This window comes from Kouleothrix sp. 19917 (assembly GCF_057073505.1).
Window position 1 is genome coordinate 6,631,521 of the sequence record NZ_CP097099.1, and the last position, 17,012, is coordinate 6,648,532.

Annotated in this window: 12 protein-coding genes; 7 read left to right on the top strand and 5 right to left on the bottom strand. The window is 65.2% G+C overall.

All coding sequences use genetic code 11. The features are described from left to right. Positions 1–321 precede the first annotated feature (321 nt). Together M1P90_RS26885 and M1P90_RS26890 are read left to right on the top strand one after the other, a co-directional pair. A complete protein-coding gene (locus tag M1P90_RS26885) occupies positions 322–738 on the top strand; it encodes a hypothetical protein (protein ID WP_483698699.1) in 417 nt (138 codons plus the stop codon). Positions 739–1,042: 304 nt separating this feature from the next. After that, positions 1,043–1,981 (top strand): DMT family transporter, encoded by a 939-nt coding sequence (locus tag M1P90_RS26890; protein WP_483698700.1) that lies wholly within the window; start codon positions 1,043–1,045, stop codon positions 1,979–1,981. Between the two features lie 108 nt (positions 1,982–2,089). Here the strand turns inward: M1P90_RS26890 and M1P90_RS26895 are convergent, their stop codons facing one another. Next, the gene (locus M1P90_RS26895; RefSeq protein WP_483698701.1) at positions 2,090–3,001 is read right to left on the bottom strand and encodes a GNAT family N-acetyltransferase; all 912 of its coding nucleotides are present in this window, start codon (positions 2,999–3,001) and stop codon (positions 2,090–2,092) included. Between the two features lie 246 nt (positions 3,002–3,247). Here M1P90_RS26895 and M1P90_RS26900 point away from each other — a divergent pair, with 246 nt between their 5' ends. From M1P90_RS26900 to M1P90_RS26915, 4 genes are all read left to right on the top strand, one after another. Next, complete coding sequence (locus M1P90_RS26900) at positions 3,248–4,804, top strand: hypothetical protein (protein ID WP_483698702.1); 1,557 nt, start codon at positions 3,248–3,250, stop codon at positions 4,802–4,804. A gap of 244 nt (positions 4,805–5,048) precedes the next feature. Then, a complete protein-coding gene (locus M1P90_RS26905; protein ID WP_483698703.1) occupies positions 5,049–6,467 on the top strand; it encodes an FAD-binding oxidoreductase in 1,419 nt (472 codons plus the stop codon). A 254-nt stretch (positions 6,468–6,721) separates the two neighbouring features. Next, entirely contained in the window at positions 6,722–7,054 is a 333-nt protein-coding gene (locus tag M1P90_RS26910; RefSeq protein WP_483698704.1) for a hypothetical protein, read from the top strand. A gap of 95 nt (positions 7,055–7,149) precedes the next feature. Beyond that, positions 7,150–9,195, top strand: coding sequence for a monovalent cation:proton antiporter family protein (locus M1P90_RS26915; RefSeq protein WP_483698705.1), 2,046 nt, complete (start codon positions 7,150–7,152; stop codon positions 9,193–9,195). A 245-nt stretch (positions 9,196–9,440) separates the two neighbouring features. Here the strand turns inward: M1P90_RS26915 and M1P90_RS26920 are convergent, their stop codons facing one another. Beyond that, positions 9,441–10,385, bottom strand: a complete 945-nt coding sequence (locus tag M1P90_RS26920; RefSeq protein WP_483698706.1) for an NAD-dependent epimerase/dehydratase family protein — start codon at positions 10,383–10,385, stop codon at positions 9,441–9,443. Positions 10,386–10,590: 205 nt separating this feature from the next. Here M1P90_RS26920 and M1P90_RS26925 point away from each other — a divergent pair, with 205 nt between their 5' ends. Continuing rightward, positions 10,591–13,047, top strand: coding sequence for a GcvT family protein (locus tag M1P90_RS26925; RefSeq protein ID WP_483698708.1), 2,457 nt, complete (start codon positions 10,591–10,593; stop codon positions 13,045–13,047). A 327-nt stretch (positions 13,048–13,374) separates the two neighbouring features. Here the strand turns inward: M1P90_RS26925 and M1P90_RS26930 are convergent, their stop codons facing one another. From M1P90_RS26930 to M1P90_RS26940, 3 genes are all read right to left on the bottom strand, one after another. Next, positions 13,375–14,721 (bottom strand): MATE family efflux transporter, encoded by a 1,347-nt coding sequence (locus tag M1P90_RS26930; protein ID WP_483698709.1) that lies wholly within the window; start codon positions 14,719–14,721, stop codon positions 13,375–13,377. Positions 14,722–14,939: 218 nt separating this feature from the next. Continuing rightward, positions 14,940–16,304 carry a cytochrome P450 gene (locus tag M1P90_RS26935; protein ID WP_483698711.1) on the bottom strand — a complete coding sequence of 455 codons (1,365 nt, stop codon included), beginning with the start codon at positions 16,302–16,304 and terminating at the stop codon, positions 14,940–14,942. Beyond that, on the bottom strand, positions 16,301–16,927 hold the full coding sequence (locus M1P90_RS26940; RefSeq protein ID WP_483698712.1) for a TetR/AcrR family transcriptional regulator: 627 nt from the start codon (positions 16,925–16,927) through the stop codon (positions 16,301–16,303). The genes M1P90_RS26935 and M1P90_RS26940 overlap by 4 nt, the downstream gene beginning before the upstream one ends. Between the last annotated feature and the right edge of the window lie 85 nt (positions 16,928–17,012).

Sequence of the window (17,012 nt, forward strand, 5' to 3'; positions counted from 1 at the left end):
AAGTTTTGAATGTTGAATGTTGAGTTTTGAGTTTGCACCAACCTACAACCGCGTAGGGGCTTTGGGATTATGCCTGCAACCGGTCAGCTGCAACCTTGTAGGGGTTTAGGGTCTGGGGTTTTGGGATTAGACCTGTAACCTACAACCTGCCAACCTGTAACCTGCAACTCTCTGTGGCGAACTTTTCGGTCGTCGCCGTTTAACCTGCGAACCTGTGAACCTGCAAACCTGCAACACATTGGAACCTGCGCCGCCCGCGCTGCGTCTGATTGCATAGGCGCGCAAGCGCCGTGATATTCGTACATAAAGGAACAGAGCACTATGCAATCGCAAACGTCCGCCACGCGCCCGCTGGGCATACAGATCGTTCTTGAGGCGCTGGCCGGCTGCGCGGCTGGGATTGTGTGCGGCGCGGCGCTGGGCTTTGTCGCCGCGCGCCTGTTTGCGGGCGGCAGCGGCGGCTGGGGCGACCTGATCGGCGCGGTGCTTGGCTCGATTGTGGGCTACACCCTCGGCGCATCGCTGGGCGTGTGGGCGGCAGGCCGGCGCCTCGGCGGGCGCTCGACTTACTGGCTGAGCCTGCTTGGCAGCATTGCTGGCGCTGCAATTGTGTTGCTGCTGGCCGAGCCGCTCCAATTGAACGCAACGCCCCTGCTGCTGCAAACTGCCCTCGCGCTAATCGTCCCGCTCGCCGCCGCGCTAACCATGAACATGGCCCCGGCGCGGCCTTCGCGCTGATTGCGCAACGCGCGACTTGTGGTATCATACGGCACGGCGCGCACCGAGCACGCCATGCCGTTTTTGATAGAGATAGCGATCATGCCGCACACACACTGCAGCATTCTGCCCCCTCCGGCCGCCCGCTAACTGGCGGGCAGGTTTCCCGTTGCCGCTTCAGGCCCTCCCCGGCCTGCGTTTGGCGTTCCCGCGATCCTGCCTTTTGTTCGCCCTGTTGCTGAAACGAACCGGGCTCTGGCCGCGCCTCTGTGCGCCGGCCCTGCGCTGCTACGCGCACGCCCCGAACAAAAAGGATCGAACTTCCATGCAAGGTAATCAAGCGTCTCGCGGGCTGATTCTGATTCTGCTCGCCGCGATTATGTGGGGCACCGTCGGTGTCGCCACCAAATATATCTACCAGGTGTCGGGCACGAACGCGCTCTCGATTGGCTTTTTCCGCCTGCTGATCGCCACGCCGGTGCTGGTGGCATTCTGCTGGTTCACGCTCGGGCGGCGCGCCTTCCAAATCGCCCGCCGCGACCTGTTCTTTATGATCATCCTGGGCGGCGCGATGGCGCAGTACCAGGTGTGCTACTTTGCGGCGATTGCGCGCGTTGGCGTGGCGATTGCCGTGCTGATCACGCTTTGTACCGCGCCAGTGATGGTGGCGCTGTTTAGTGCGGTTATGCTGCGCGAGCGGCTAAGCGGGCCGGTGTGGCTGGCGCTGGGCGCGGCGCTGCTCGGCACGCTGTTGCTGATTTTGAGCGGCGGCGGCACGAATGTGGCGATTGTGCCGGGGCAAACGCTTGTTGGTGTGCTGCTCGCGCTGGCCTCGGCGCTGGGCTATTCCACCATTGCGCTGTGCACGCGCACGCTGGCGGGGCGCTACCATCCGCTCCAGCCGATTACGGTGGGCTTTGCGGCTGGCGCGCTGATGCTGCTGCCCTTTGCGCTAGCCAGCGGGCTGGTCGTTTCTTACCCGCTGGGCGGCTGGCTGGCGCTGCTGCACCTGGGGCTGGTGCCAACCGCGCTCGCGTATGCGTTTTTCTTCGCCGGCATGCGCCACACGCCCGCCACCGTCGCCACGATTGCCACGCTGATCGAGCCGCTAACCTCGACCGGGCTGGCGTGGATTTTGTTTGGCGAGCAGCTTGGCGCGCTGAGCATCCTGGGCGGGCTGATGCTGCTCGGCGCGATTGGCTTGCTGTACCTGGCTTCGGCGCGGCGCACGCCAATTGCCGCGCAGCCCGTGCCGGCCGATTAGCGAGCGCGTTCTTGCTGCGACGACAGACGAAAGACGAAGGACGAATGGCCAGGCTGTGCTTCGTCCTTCGTCTTTCGTCATAACCCGCAACGGATTTCCAAAGCGCAGTTAGCGCACAGGCGCAACCCGCCGCCAGCCACGGCGCGAGCGCACCAGCGGGTGCCAGCCGCAGCGCTCGTAGAAGCGCCCCGCGCCGGCTGCCTCGTCGTCGGCGGCGACGGACAGCACCACGCGATTGCAGCCCGCCAGCCGCAACCAGGCGACCGCCTGCTGCATGAGCCACATCCCCACGCCACGATTCCGCCATTCCGCATCGACCGCAAACTCAGACAATTGCGCCCAGCCCTGCAAGGCTGGCAGCGCGCCGCCCTGCGTCATGTCGGCAATGCACTCGCACGCGCCAATTGCCTGGCCGGCCAGCACCGCGGTGAAGCGCACGCCAAACACGCCAGCGCTGCGCTGCACGTCGAGATCGCGCAGCGGCGGTGCCAGGCGCGCTGGCAGGTCGCCCAACCAGCCGCCAAACACCGCTTCGTCCTGCGCCGGGTCGGGCTGGTAGCCTGCCGCCGCCAGCAGCGCCGCAAGGTGCGGCCAGGTGTCGGGAATGCCCGCAAACGGCCCCAGCAGTGCGCCGCCTTCGAGCCAGACCGCCGAAGGCTGCCATACGCCGATCTGCTGCTCCGCAACCGTGAGCAGGCGCTTGGCAGCCTCGGAATTGGCTGGCAGGCTGTACAGCCAGTTGATCTCGGCGGCGGCGCGATATGCTTGCCCAACCTCGGCAGCCTCGCCGTAGCGCAGCAGGTGTGCCGCCGCCACCAGCCGCCCGCCCTCCAGCGCGCACAGGGTCGCGCGCTCGCGCACCCACGGGTCGACAACATATTCGCCGGGGTTGCGCACCAGCAGCGCGGCCAGCACTGGCGCGGGCACGGCCCAGCCGGGCGCAAGCGCGCCCAGATGCAGATTGACCAGGCTGGTGAGCTGGGGCAGGTGTTCGTCCCGAAAGCGCTCGATCACGATCATGGCGGCTTGCTCCATATCTGTGACAGCGGACAGCCTACTATACCAGTATTCAGAAGTCAGGTTTCAGAAATCAGCATAAGCGCGACGTGCCAAAGCCTGCTCAACCATTCCGGCAGCGCCAGCGCATCTCGGTCGTTGGGCTGATTTTTGCGCACCATGCAACGAAATGCTCCTGCCGATTCGTTGATGAAACAGAGTGCCGCCGCTGGTGCTGGCACACTGAATATTTGAAAGGTTCTCTTTTCGATGAATAGATCACGTTTGCTTGTGGCCTTGCTCTGCACCGTGGCCTTGCTGCTGACAAGCTGCGGCCTTGTGCCGGGCTCGGCTGCGCCAACTGCTGCGCCCGCCCCAAGCGAATCTCCGGCTCCTACAGCTGCGCCGGTCCCAAGCGAAGCGCCCGCGCCAACGCCGCCGCCACTGCCGATGCCCAGCCCGGAAGATACCGTGCGCGCGTTTCTTGGCAGCTTTGTGGGCGTCGCTGGCGCGGCCGACCCGGCATTGTTCCTGACGGCCAATCTGCGCGGCCAGATCCACCCCGACTACCCGCTGAACTACCTGATGGGTATGCAGAACCTGTTCTCGGCTTTCGAGATTCAGAGCAGTGACGGCGGCCCCGAGCGCGTGAATGTGCATGCCACCCTTACGTTCGGCCAGCCGCTGCCGTACACATTCGAACTCATTCAGGAAGATGGCCGCTGGGCGATCGACCGCATTGTGCTGCCGCCCAGCCCTGCGACGCCCACGGATGTGCCCGGCTCGGACACTGGCAGCGGCATCTACTACATCGCCCCGGGCGGCGAAACAATCATGCGCGTGCAGCCCGACGGCAGCGGCATGGAGGAAGCCTTCACCGGCCTGAACCATATTCTGGGTGGCCCGCTCACCTACCTTGGCCCGATTGCCGCCCACCCCATGCAGGTCATGATCGCGGGCGCGGGCACGCACTACGCGGCGATTTCTGGCGGCGTCAGCATCGACATGGGCGCGTTTGCTGCCCCGCCGCGCTGGAGCGCCGACGGCTGGCGCGCGGTTGGCGCCCTTCCCGCCGACACTGGTTTAGCTGGCACAATCGTAATGTTCGACCTGCGCAGCCAACAGCGCAGCGAGCTGCCAATCAGTGGCCGGCCCGACTGGTTCCCCGACGGTCAGCGGCTGGTGTATGTGCGCTGCGGCCCTGAAGATGTGGAGAAGGGCTGCAATGTGTGGACCTACGACCTGGCGAGCGGCGCAAGCGCGCAGATTTCCAGGCTGGTGAGCACGGTCGATGACCGCTGGTATGTGCAGGAAGCGCATGTGCTGCCCGATGGCAACACCGTTATTTTCTACGGCAACCACACCACCGAAGTGGGCGCGAGCGGCAATGGCTTGCAGTGGTGGGCCATCCCGGCCAGCGGCGGCGATGCGCAACTCTTCAGCGAATCGTATGGCAATGGCGTGAACGAAGTCCAGTTTTCGCCCAACGGCGCGCAGCTGGCCTATATCACGCGCGCGCACGTGAGCGCCTGCGCCAGCAGTGGCGACCTGCTGGTGCGCGATTCGAGCCCGGCCGGCGACCCGGCACGCGGCGCGCACCCGGCCCTGCCCGGCGTGGACGAAGCGAATGAGCGCTATGCCATGGCGCGGGGCCTGAGCTGGGACCCGGCCGGCAGTGCGCAGATTGTGTTCGGCAGCCAATCGTACCGCTGCACCGACAATGGCCGCGAAATGGACCCGGCGGCGCTCTACCTGTGGGATAGTGCAGCATCTGACGCGGCCCCGCGCATGCTGGCTGAAGGTACTTTCCCGGTGTGGATTCCCTAAGCGACTAGTCACAGAACCGCATTACAACGCAGCAACCGGGCGCTGGCACGCGTTGGCGCTCGGTTGCTTTTGTTTCTCGCCACAATTCTGCCGTTCTGCGAAACAATTGCCGAAATCGTGAAACCTCGCGCCGTCCTTATTCGCCATATAGATGTGAACTCGAAAACTTCGGCGGGCTGGCTGCTGAACCAACGCAGCCAGCGCTATTTCCATCACAGTAAATATATACAGGGAGTGACATACAATGGCTATGCCTTACACAACTGCGCCTAACGAAACTATTATCGACGAGTTGGCGCTTGCGGCGCTGCACATTGCCTTGCCCGGGCGCGTGTATACCCCGGCCCACGAACACTATGCTGCTTCGGTTGCCGGCTTTGGCCTGGCCGACGCGATCACGCCCGACGTGGTTGTTATGGCCGAATCGGCTGCGGACGTTGTGGCGGCGGTGAACTTCGCGCGTGTGCAGGGCCTGCCGGTTGGCGTGCATGCTACCGGCCATAACTTCGGCGCGTCCTTCGAGGGCGGGCTGCGGGTCAACACCAGCCGCATGCAGGGCTTCGCAATCGACCCGGCTGCGCAGACGGCCCGTGTCGAGGCGGGCGTGCGCTGGGGCGCGGTGGTGCAAGCCGCCCACCAGCACGGCCTGGCCCCGCTGAACGGCTCGTCGCCGCTGGTGGGCGTGGTTGGCTACAGCCTGTTTGGCGGCTTTGGCTGGCTGCTGCGCAAGTTTGGCGCGGCCGTCGATAGCGTGACCGCCGTGGAGCTGGTAACCGCCGACGGCCAGCAGCTGCGCGCCAGCGCCGACGAGCATGCCGACCTGTTCTGGGCGCTGCGTGGCGCAAGCGGCAACTTTGGCATTGTCACCGCGCTGGAGTTCAAGCTCCACCCGGTCAGCCACATCTATGGCGGCGCGCTGTTCTTCCCGGTCGAGCAGGCGCGCGACGTGTTCGACGCCTATCGCACCCTCACCGAAACCGCGCCCGATGAGCTGACGACCTCGATTGTGATGGCGCGCGTGCCGCCGCTGCCCGAGCTGCCGCCTTTCCTGCGTGGCCGGGCGATCATCACCGTGCGCGGCGCGTTTGTGGGCGGGCCAGAAGAAGGCGCGCGCCTGATGCAGCCGCTGCGCAACGTCGAGGGTCTGCTTGCCGACACCTTCCAGATGATGCCCTACAGCCAGAGCGCAAGCATTTCGAACGACCCAACCACGCCAACGCCCGTGTGGCGGCGCACTGCAATGCTGCGCGATATTTCGCCCGAGCTGGTTGAAACCCTGATCGCGGCGAATGGCGCCGACAGCGCGACCCCGGTGACGGTGCTGGAAATTCGCCACCTCGGCGGCGCGATGACACGCGTGCCCGACGACGCGGCCTCGTTCAGCCAGCGCCACGCGCCCTTCCTGATGCAAACGCTGTGCGTGATGATGTCGCCCGAGCACGCGGTTGTGGCGAAGCACAACACTCAGCGTGTGAATGAGGCGATTCAGCCCTTCACCACCGGCGGCGTGCTGCCAAGCTGGCTGGGCGATGGCGACCACGGCGCCGAGCGCGTGCGCGCGGGTTTCTCGCCCGAACACTACGCGCGCCTGGCCGAGCTGAAGCGCCGCTACGACCCGGAGAATATGTTCTGCCAGAACCACAACGTGCCGCCGAAGGCGTAGGCCGGAATTCTTGAGCCACGGAGAACACAGAGGCCACTGAGTTTATATCAGTATGCAATCGGCAGGATGCAGTCGGCGTCTGTAGCTCAATCGGCTGACCGTCTACTACAACGAAAATGATTTGTACGGCGGGCATGGGGCGCAAGCTCCATGCCCGCTTCTTTTTGCTCTTGCAAACTTACCCAACATCGGCTATACTGTTGTTGGGTAAGTTTTAACCATTGATTGAGAGCACTGGAGCTATCACCACCGCAATGTCGGCAAAAACACCAAGTGTCGAAGCGGGCGCGCTGCACCTGCACGGCGCAGACGCGATTGCGCTCGGCAGCCCGGAATGGTTTGCCTGGCTGGCCGAAGACGCACACCACAGTTTTCATTTCGTTGGCGCGGCGGGTGGCTTTACCGCCCGCAAGGAACGCAAGCAGCGCGGACAGTGGTACTGGGTGGCCTACCGCCAGGCCCACTGCAGGCTGCACAAGCTCTACCTCGGCAAAACCGAAACGCTGAGCGAAGCGCACTTGCACGCCGCCGACCTCGCGCTGGGCGCGGCCTGCGCGCCGCCCGCCGAAGCCGAGGGCAGCCCGTAGCAGTTTGCAGCGGGCAGACCGCGCTCACGCCTAAACCCCACGAATGACGCGCCAGCGAGCGCACCTGAATACGAGCAAACACAAGGAGGGGGAGCATGCATCATAACCTCGCATTACTCACCAATATCACCGCCGCGCTGCTCGCGGCCTTTGCCGGCGGCTACCTTGCGCGCAAGCTGGGCCTGCCCTCGCTGGTGGGCTACCTGCTGGGCGGCCTGGCGATTGGCCCGTTCACGCCCGGCTTTATTGGCGACAGCGAAGACATCAGCCAGCTTGCCGAGATGGGCGTGATCTTCATGATGTTTGGCGTCGGCCTGCATTTCTCGCTGAAAGACCTGTGGAACGTGCGGCGGATCGCCATCCCCGGCGCGCTGCTGCAAATGCTGATCGCCACTGGCCTCGGGCTGGGGCTGGCGCTGCTGTGGGGCTGGTCGCTTGGCGCGGGGCTGGTGCTGGGCCTGGCAGTCTCGATCGCCAGCACCGTCGTGCTGCTGCGCGGGCTGGTCGACCAGGGCCTGCTGAATAGCTCGCACGGCCAGGTTGCGGTGGGCTGGCTGGTGCTGGAAGACCTGGCGACGATTGCGATTCTGGTGCTGCTGCCAGCCTTGCTGGGCGGCGGCGCGGGCAACCCCTGGCTGAATGCTGGCTGGGCCATTCTGCAAACGGCCTTGTTCGTCGGCCTGATGCTGCTCATCGGCGCGAAGCTCATGCCCTGGCTGCTGATGCGGATTGCGCACACCCGCTCGCGCGAGCTGTTCATTCTGGCGGTGGTGGCGCTGGCGCTTGGCACCGCCCTGGCCGCGACTGAGTTCTTTGGCGTGTCGCTGGCGCTGGGCGCGTTTCTGGCCGGCATGGTGATTGGCGAGTCGGAAGTAAGCCACCAGGTTGGCGCGGAAGTGATCCCTTTCCGCGATATTTTTGCGGTGCTGTTCTTTGTGTCGGTGGGCATGCTGGTGAACCCGGCCGCGCTGTGGGCGAATATCGGGCAGGTGCTGGCGCTCACGGCGCTGATTGTGGTGGGCAAGGCGCTGTTCACGCTGCTGCTGGGCTTCGTGCTGCCCGCGCCCGCGCATACCATGCTGGTGGTGGCGGCTGGCCTGAGCCAGATCGGTGAGTTCTCGTTTATTGTCGGGCAGTCGGGCGTGGCGCTGGGTGTGCTTTCGCAGGAGCAGTATGGCTTGATCCTCGCGAGCGCGCTGCTGGCGATTGTGCTGAACCCGCTCTTGTTCCGCGCCATCCCCTGGGCCGAGCGCCAGCTTCGGCGCGCGCCAGCCCTGTGGCGGCGGCTCGACCACAGCGTGCCGACGCCCGCGCCAAGCACGCATGGCCTGGAAGATCATGTTGTGGTGGTGGGCTATGGCCGCGTCGGCGAGCATATTGTGCATGTCTTGCAGGAGCTAAAAGTGCCGCATCTGGTGGTCGAGCGCGACGCGGCGCGGGCTGCCGAATTCCAGCGCGCCGGCATGCCCACGCTGTTTGGCGACGCGGCAAATTCCGAGCTGCTGACACACGCTGGGCTGGAGCGCGCCCGTGCCCTGGTGGTGACGACGCCCGACGAGGCGGCGGCCGAGCTGGTGGTGGCGGCTGCCCGCGACCTTGCGCCGCAGCTGCCGATTGTGGCCCGCGCTGCCACGCGCGACGGTGTGCGGCGGCTGGCCGGCCATGGCGCGCAGAATGTGATTCAGCCCGAGCTGGAAGGTGGGCTCGAAGTGCTGCGCCATACGCTGCTGGCGCTTGGCTACCCACAGCTGCACGTCCAGCGCTACGCCGACGCGGTGCGCAACGACGCCTACGACATTACCGTCACCACGCCGGCCGAGCGACAGACGCTCGACGACCTGATGGCGGCGGTGCGCGGCATGGAAATTGTGTGGCACTCGCTGCTGGCGAACAGCCCGCTGGTTGGGCGCACGCTGGCCGAAATCAACCTGCGCGCCCACACCGGCGCTTCGGTGGTGGGGCTCGTGCGCGAAGGGCGCGTGCTGGCCAACCCAAAGTCGAGCACGGTGTTTGCGGCGGGCGATTTGCTCGGCTTGCTGGGCGATGCTGCGCAGGTTGCGGCGGCGACGCAGGTTCTGCTGCCTGCGCCGCCCGCAGCATTCCATCCAGTTGAAAGCGCGCCGCTGGTTGCCCCGGCGTAGTGCGCTTTCAGCGCAGGGGTGAGGGGTTAGGGAATGGGGTTTGTTTCTTCCTGATAACGCACCTGCACAAAATCATCCACAGATGACGCAGATGTCGCAGATTTGGAATGCCGCTTTGACATCTACTCAGGATGTGCATTTAGCGCATCCTGAGTAGGCCGCAGGCCGTATCGAAGGGTGCGCGTGCATAGTATTTACCCCGGGCCGCCTGTTATCTGCGTCATCTGTGGATTATCGATCCCCTTTTACCCCGCCCGTTCCGCGTATGTGCCCGTCAGGCTTGGATGCTTTGGCACCCAGCCAAGCTCGCGCCTGGCTTTGGCGTTGGAAGCGCCACGCACCTCAGTCATCATAAGCGTCACGGCCTCGCCGCCGAGCAGCCGCCCCAGCCAGCGTGGCACGTGCCGGGGTGGCTTCGCGCCAATTGCCCGTGCCAGCTCCGGCAGCCATTCCGCCGCGCGGGCCGGCTCGTCGTCCACAATGTTGTAGATGCCGCGCCGCCCATGTTCCAGCGCGGCCACCGTCGCCTCGGCCGCGTCGGCGATATGGATGAACGACCAGACCCCGCCGCCGTCGCCAATCAGCGGGAACATGCGCTTGCGAATTGCCTCCATGTGTTCGCTGCCCGGCCCGTCGAGCGAGGTGCCCGGCCCGTAGAAGCCACCATAGCGCAGCACAATCCCCTCGGTCCACTCTGCGCCGGTAACGGCATCTTCAAGGTGGCGCAGGGCGGCCAGTCCGTCGCGCACCGCCGCAGGCGGGTTCGGATCGAAGGGTTCGTCTTCGCCCTTAACGAGCGTTCCCACGCGGGCGTAGGGCCAGCCGGCGTAGCTTTGCGCAAGAAAGCGGCGCACGCCGGCCGCACGCGCAGCGGCTAGCAGGTTGTCGGTGCCCTCGGTGCGCAGCCGGTTGGTCTGCGCAAAGGCGCGGTCGAAGTGGCGCATGTCGAGCTGGCCCGCAAGCGCGGTCAGCTCGTGGATGATCGCGTCAGGACGCGCTTCGGCGACGGCGCGCATCACCTGCTCGCGGTCGAGCGCGTCGGCAAGCACCGGCGTCGCGCCCATGGCGCGCAGGGCCTCGCGCTTCGCCTCGGTGCGCGTCATTCCAACCACGCTGTGCCCGGCGGCAACCAGGCGCGGCACAAGCTGTTTCCCAAGCGCGCCCGTGGCGCCGGCAACAAACACATTCATGGTTCGCTCCTTTCAATTGGCTTGCACAATTGACGAGACAGCATGCGCGCCTGTGACATGAAGCAGCGCAATTGGCACTCGGCTGCTGATGATGGGCGCGATGCTCTGTGCACTGGTGGCGTTTTCTAACCAGCCCGGCTGACGCGCCTTTCCGCAAACTTGGTATCATAGGGCCATCGAACGCGGCCACGAAAGGAGCGAACTTGTGGACAATGGAGCGGGCGCGCGGCTTCCCAGCGCGGCGCGGGTAGTCATTATCGGCGGCGGCGTGATCGGCACCAGCGTCGCGTATCATTTGGCGAAGGCTGGCTGGAAGGATGTGGTGCTGCTTGAGCAGCACAGCCTCGCCGCCGGCACAAGCTGGCACGCCGCCGGGCTGATTGGCCGGCTGCGCACCAGCAACAGCATGACCAAAATCAACAAGTACAGCGCCGAGCTGTACGCCGGGCTCGAAGCCGAAACCGGCCACCCGATCGGCTGGAAGCAAGTCGGCAGCCTGATCGTCGGCAAATCGGCCGAGCGCATGACGCAGTTGCGCCGCACCGCCGCCATGGCGGGGATCATGGGCGTGGAAGCGCACCTGATCAGCCCGCGCGAGGCGTATGAGAAATGGCCGCTCCTGCGCATCGACGATGTGCTGGGCGCGGTCTGGCTGCCCAGCGACGGCAAGCTGGTTCCCAAAGAGCTGGCGCTGGCACTGGGAAAAGGTGCTGAGCAGCACGGCGCGCAGGTGCGCGAAAGCGCGCGCGTGCTCGACATCCTGCACCAGAATGGTCGCGCCGTGGGCGTGCGCACTGCGGCGGGCGACATCGCCGCCGACGTGGTGGTGCTGTGCGGCGGCATGTGGTCGCGCCAGCTTGCGCAGCGCTGCGGCGTCAGCCTGCCGCTCTACCCGGTCGAGCATCACTATGTCGTCAGCAAGCCAATCGACGGCGCGTTCGACGAGCTGCCGGTCGGGCGCGACCCCGACCTGTGCATTTATTTCCGTGGCGAAGGCAATGCCGTGATGCTGGGCGCCTTCCAGGCGCGCTCGAAGCCGTGGGATGTGCCGGTGCCCGATGATTTTGCCTTCCAGCTGATTGGCGACGACTGGGAGAAATTCGCCGAGCCGCTGGCGAACGGCCAGTGGCGCATTCCTGCGCTCCACAGCAGCGGCTTCGAGCGCTTTGTAAACGGGCCGGAAAGCTTCACGCCCGACAACAACTTCCTCATGGGCGAAACGCCCGAGCTGCGCGGCCTGTTTGTGGCGGCGGGCTTCAACTCGGTGGGCATCGCCTCGGCCGGCGGCGCGGGGCGCTACCTGGCCGAATGGATCATCGGCGGCCACATGCCAATCGACCTGTGGTCGGTCGATGTACGGCGCTTTGGGGCGTATGCGAACAACACCGCCTTTCTGCGCGAGCGCTCGGCCGAAATTCTGGGCCTGCACTACCAGATGGCCTGGCCCAACCGCGAGTTCGAAACCGCGCGCAACATCCGCCTCAGCCCGCTCCACGAGCGGCTGGCCGCGCAGGGCGCAAGTTTTGGCGTCAAGGCGGGCTGGGAGCGACCCAACTGGTTTGCGCGCGATGGCATGCGCGCTGAGATGGAATATTCGTTTGGCCGCCAGAACTGGTTCGAATGCCACGCCGCCGAGCACCGCGCCGCGCGCGAAGCCGTAGCCGTGTTCGACCAGACTGGCTTTGGCAAGCTGGAACTGCGCGGGCGCGACGCGCTGGCGGTTTTGCAGCGGCTGTGCGGCAATAACATCGACGTGCCGGTCGGCCATGTTGTGTATACCGGCATGTTCAACGCGCGCGGCGGCTTCGAAAGCGACCTGACCGTGATTCGCACTGGCCTTGAGTGCTTCCTGCTAATCACCGGCACCGCCCAGGCCACCCACGACGCCGACTGGATCACGCGCAACCTCGCCCCCAACGAGCACGCCGAGCTGCGCGATGTGACGCTCGCCAGCAGCGTGATTGGCGTGATGGGGCCGCGCTCGCGCGAGCTGCTGGCCCGCCTCGGCCCGGCCGATCTTTCCAGCGTAGCCTTTCCCTTCGGCACCGCGCAGGTAATTGAGCTGGGAATGACAACCGTGCGCGCCGTTCGCATTACCTACGTGGGCGAGCTGGGCTGGGAATTGCACGTGCCAACGCCACAGGCCGCGCCGCTCTACGACGCGCTGATGGCGGCCGGGCGCGATCTGGGCGTGGCGAACGCTGGTCACTATGCGATCAACTCCTTGCGCATGGAGAAGGGCTACCGCGCCTGGGGTGCTGAGATCTCGCCCGACGACACGCCGCTTGAGGCCGGGCTGGGCTTTGCAGTGGCGTGGGACAAGCCGGGCGGTTTTCTTGGCCGCGAGGCGCTGCTGCGCCAGCGCGAAACCGGCCTTGCGCGCATGCTGGCGACCTTTGTGCTGGAAGACCCTGCGCCGGTGCTGTGGGGTGCCGAGCCAATCGAGCGCGACGGCGTGACGGTGGGCTACACGACCTCGGGCAGCTACGCGCACACACTTGGCGCGGCCATTGGCCTGGGCTATGTGAGCAACCCCGCAGGCGTGAATGCCGAATTCGTGCGCGCGGGCAGCTACGCGATTGTGATCGACGGCGAGCGCTACGCGGCGCGTGCCTACCTGCGCCCGCCCTACGACCCGTCGCGTGCGCGCATTCTGGCATGAGGTAAACCTGCAGTGCGTGGTGCGTGGTACGTAGTGCGTAGTGCGTAGTGCGTAGTTGTGAGTGTTGAATGTTGAGTTATCGCAGCGGCAGGTGGCAGATGGCAGGTGGCAGGAAGCAGTGAGCAGTTGGCAGTCGGCACAATGTACGAACATTCAACTCGCAAACCTTCAACTCGCAAACCTTCAACCTGCAACCCCCAACCTGCAACCTCAAACACCTTTGCGTTCTTTGCGCTCTTTGCCGTGCATAATCTGGCAGCCCTTCATCGGGCAACAAAAACGGTGGAGACGAAACCCGCCCCCACCGTTTTCGTTTGTGCTGGCTGTTTACGCGGCCACGCCCTCAGCAACCGTGCGCTGGAAGCGCCGCCACATCAGGAAGGCCATGAACGGCGCGACGGCCAGGAATGCCGCCCACACCGACGCCAGCCCGCCACCAATCGTGTGGATCAGCACATAGCCCAGCGCCACCGAGATCCAGATGCCAATGCCGGTGATCAACAGCGGGAACGTGGTGTTGCCCGAGCCACGCAGCGCGCCCGCCTGCACGAACAGCACGCCCCAGAAAGGCTGGAGCAGCGCCACCACGCGCAGACCGTTTGCGCCCGCATTCACCACTGCCATGTCGCTGGTAAACAGGTGCAGCACCTGCGGCGCAAACACAAACAGCAGCGCCGCGATTGCGCTCATCCACGCCACCGCCCAGGTGGTTGCCACCCGTGCCGCCGCGCCGCCCTCGGCAATCTTGCGCGCGCCAACGCTCTGGCCCACCAGCGCCGTTGCGGCAATGCCAAAGCCAATGCCCGGCAGGAACGAGAGCGAAAGGGCGTTGAACGCCACACGGTGCGCGGCCAGCACCTCGGTGCCAAGATGCGCCACCACCACCGACATCGCCAGGAACGCGCTGGATACCAGCACCTGCTCAAGCGCAGCCGGGATGCCAATGCGCAGCACCTGCATCGCCACCTTGAAGTCGGGCAGCCAGCCGCCCCGGCCACGGATCGTGACGCCGTTGCGACCGCGCCACAATGCTGCCACCAGCAGCACCAGTGCGAGGGTGCGCGCCAGGAAGGTTGCCCAGGCGCTGCCGACCGCGCCCATTTGCGGGAAACCGAAATGGCCGTAGATCATGCCATAGGCCAGGCCGACATTCACCAGATTCGCCAGCGCCGTTACCAGCATGGGGGTGCGCGAATCGCCCGCGCCGCGCAGCACGCCGCCGCCAATAAACAGCGCCACCAGCACCACCACCGTGCCCATCGTGACCTGAAGATATTGCGTGCCAATCTCGGCCACTGCCGGCTCGACGCCAAAGATGCTGATGATCGGCCGCGACAGCAGCAGGCCGCCCAGCGCCAGCGGGATCGAAAACAGCCCGCTCCAAATCAGCGACTGGCGGCCAAGCCGGCCAGCCTGCGCCAGGTCGCTCGCGCCCACGGCCTGCGCCACCAGCACCGAACTGCCGATCGCCAGCGCGCTCAGCGCCGAGATCAGGAAAAACATTACCTGCAGGCCTGTGCCCACACCGGCGATCGCCACTGCGCCCAAACCAGCCACCAGCAGCGTATCGACGATACCAAGCATGGTTTCCAGAAAGTTCTCGCCAATCACCGGCCAGGCCAGCCCAAACACGCGCCGCCGCATTGCGCTCGGTGCAAGGGGTTCACTCGTCATCTCGGGCGACTCTGCCCCACTGTGCATGTTCAATTTCTCTTCCATTGTCGCCACGCTTTGTTCTCCTGTTCCGGCCCATTGCCCTTGCATTCCACGGTCTTTCGCCCGGACATGCTATCCCTTATGGCCCAATTTGCCAACGCCCACATGGGCAAAGTAGCTCAGTCGTTCGACTGATCTTTTTTGAAGGAATGCGTTCTGTTGCGCAAACCCGCTGATTACAACTCACCTTCTCTTTTCACTGCCTTCTGACCCCTGACTCCTGACCCCTGCCGCTCACGCGGCGCAACTCGCATCCGAACTCCCGCCAGCGGCGCGCCGGTCGGGCGGTAGACCTGCACCAGCGGCTGGCCCGGCGCGAGTTCCAGGCGGTAGCGTCGTAGCACGTGCGATGCCAGTGCTTTGATCTCGACCTGCGCGAAATTAATGCCGATGCAGATGCGCGGCCCGCCGCCAAAGCCCACCAGCGCATACGGCGTGCGCTTGTGCTCCTCGCGCGGCGCCGCAAAGCGGTCGGGGTCGAAGCGCGCCGGCTCGGCAAACACGCTTGGCAGCATATGCGACGCCACAATCGAGTACATAGCGTACACGCCGGCCGGCACCTGGTAGCCCGCAAACTCAAACGGCTCCAGCACGCCACGCGGCCCTTCGGCAACGGGCGGGAACAGGCGCTCGGCCTCGCTCAGCGCGTTTTCCAGCACCTTCATGCGCTTGATCTCGTCGAGGGCGGGCTCGTTGCGCGTGCCCAGCAGCGCATCCTGTTCGGCCAGCACGCGCGCCATGTAGTCGGGATGTTGCGCCAGCAGCGCCAGCAGCCACGCGCTCAGGCTGGTCGAGGTTTCGTGGCCGGCGACCAGCAGAATATTCGTGTGCGCGATCAGCTGCGCATCGCTCAGCGCCTGGCCATGCTCGTCGCGCGCCTGCACCAGCAGCCCCAGCACATCGTTGGTTGGTTGGGCGCGGCGCTCGCGGATTTTCGGCAGCAGCATGCCATGCAGTTCGCCCTGAAGCGCCGTCATCCGCTCCATATATTCCTGCTCGCTGGCAACATTCTCGCCCAGCGTCAGCAGCCTGAAAAACAGATCGCGGAACTGATCGACCTCGGGGCCGGTGCGGAAGCCCACCAGCGCCTCGGCCGCCACGTCAAAGGTGATCTTGCGCGCTTCTTCGTAAATATCGACCTCGCCGCGCCCGAGCCAATCGGCCGTGCGCTCGCGAATAATCCGCTGCATCAGCGGCAGGTAGCTGTCCATGTAGCTGATTGCAAAGGCCGGGTTCATCACGCGGCGATGCTCGTCGTGGCGCGGGCCGTCCATCGTCAGCAGCCCGTCGCCATACACGTCGATCACGCCAAGCAGCTGCCCCCAGCCCACCCGGTGCGAAAATTTCTGCCGCTGGCCCGCCAGCATCAAGCGGTTCGCTTCGGGTCCGACCATATAGACCAGGTCGTTGCCATCCATGGTTTTGGTGCGGAAAATCGGGCCGTAGCGTTCGTAGCGCTCAATCATCACCCGCGCATAGCTGGTGGCCATGTCGGCGCTCGGCTCGATTAACGGTATGTCGTGGAAGGGACGCGCGCTCATAGGGTTGCTCCTTTCAGGTGCGCCGCCAGCACGCCGCGCACCGCCCGCTCGACCAGTGGCGCGGCGCATGCCCGCCCGCCGTCGATCCGGTCGGCCATGGTCAGCGCCACCAGGCCGTGCAGCGTGGCCCAGAGGATAATCACCACATTCTCAAGCTCATTCATGCCCGGCGGTGCCACATCGCGCAGCGCGTCGAGCGTAAACGTGTATACGCCGTCGGCTTCAGCCAGCGCGCCTTCGGGCAGCGGCACCTTGCTGTCGGAGCAGAACGGCACGCCGCCCAAGCCGTGCATCACCTGATACATTTCGGGATGCTCCCAGGCGAAATCCCAGTAGGCTTGCGCCAGCGCCAGCACACGCGCCTCGGGGTTGGAGGCGTGTGCGGAAACACGCTGCATGGCTTCCAGCAGCGAAGCGAAGCCCGCGCGCATCAGCTCCAGCAGCATCGCGTCCTTGCTGGCGAAATGCTCGTAGATTGTTGGCGGGCTGTACTCCACGCTGTCGGCCACGCGGCGGATGGTCACGGCCTGCCAGCCTTCTTCGCCGGCAATCGTGCGCGCGGCCTGCAAAATGGCCTGGCGTCGTTCTTCTCGCTCACGCTCGCGGCGTTCTTTTGTGCCCATCGAAACACCTGTGAAATAATCTAACAATGTTAGAAAATATACGCCGATTCGAACGAAGAGTCAAGTTGTATTCGCAGCACTCCGA

What these genes read in the sequence shown, in the direction of transcription:
- M1P90_RS26885 (WP_483698699.1), top strand. Translation starts at nt 322, where the DNA reads ATGCAATCGCAAACGTCCGCCACGCGCCCGCTGGGCATACAGATCGTT.
- M1P90_RS26890 (WP_483698700.1), top strand. Translation starts at nt 1,043, where the DNA reads ATGCAAGGTAATCAAGCGTCTCGCGGGCTGATTCTGATTCTGCTCGCC.
- M1P90_RS26895 (WP_483698701.1), bottom strand. Translation starts at nt 3,001, where the DNA reads ATGATCGTGATCGAGCGCTTTCGGGACGAACACCTGCCCCAGCTCACC.
- M1P90_RS26900 (WP_483698702.1), top strand. Translation starts at nt 3,248, where the DNA reads ATGAATAGATCACGTTTGCTTGTGGCCTTGCTCTGCACCGTGGCCTTG.
- M1P90_RS26905 (WP_483698703.1), top strand. Translation starts at nt 5,049, where the DNA reads ATGGCTATGCCTTACACAACTGCGCCTAACGAAACTATTATCGACGAG.
- M1P90_RS26910 (WP_483698704.1), top strand. Translation starts at nt 6,722, where the DNA reads ATGTCGGCAAAAACACCAAGTGTCGAAGCGGGCGCGCTGCACCTGCAC.
- M1P90_RS26915 (WP_483698705.1), top strand. Translation starts at nt 7,150, where the DNA reads ATGCATCATAACCTCGCATTACTCACCAATATCACCGCCGCGCTGCTC.
- M1P90_RS26920 (WP_483698706.1), bottom strand. Translation starts at nt 10,385, where the DNA reads ATGAATGTGTTTGTTGCCGGCGCCACGGGCGCGCTTGGGAAACAGCTT.
- M1P90_RS26930 (WP_483698709.1), bottom strand. Translation starts at nt 14,721, where the DNA reads ATGACGAGTGAACCCCTTGCACCGAGCGCAATGCGGCGGCGCGTGTTT.
- M1P90_RS26935 (WP_483698711.1), bottom strand. Translation starts at nt 16,304, where the DNA reads ATGAGCGCGCGTCCCTTCCACGACATACCGTTAATCGAGCCGAGCGCC.
- M1P90_RS26940 (WP_483698712.1), bottom strand. Translation starts at nt 16,927, where the DNA reads ATGGGCACAAAAGAACGCCGCGAGCGTGAGCGAGAAGAACGACGCCAG.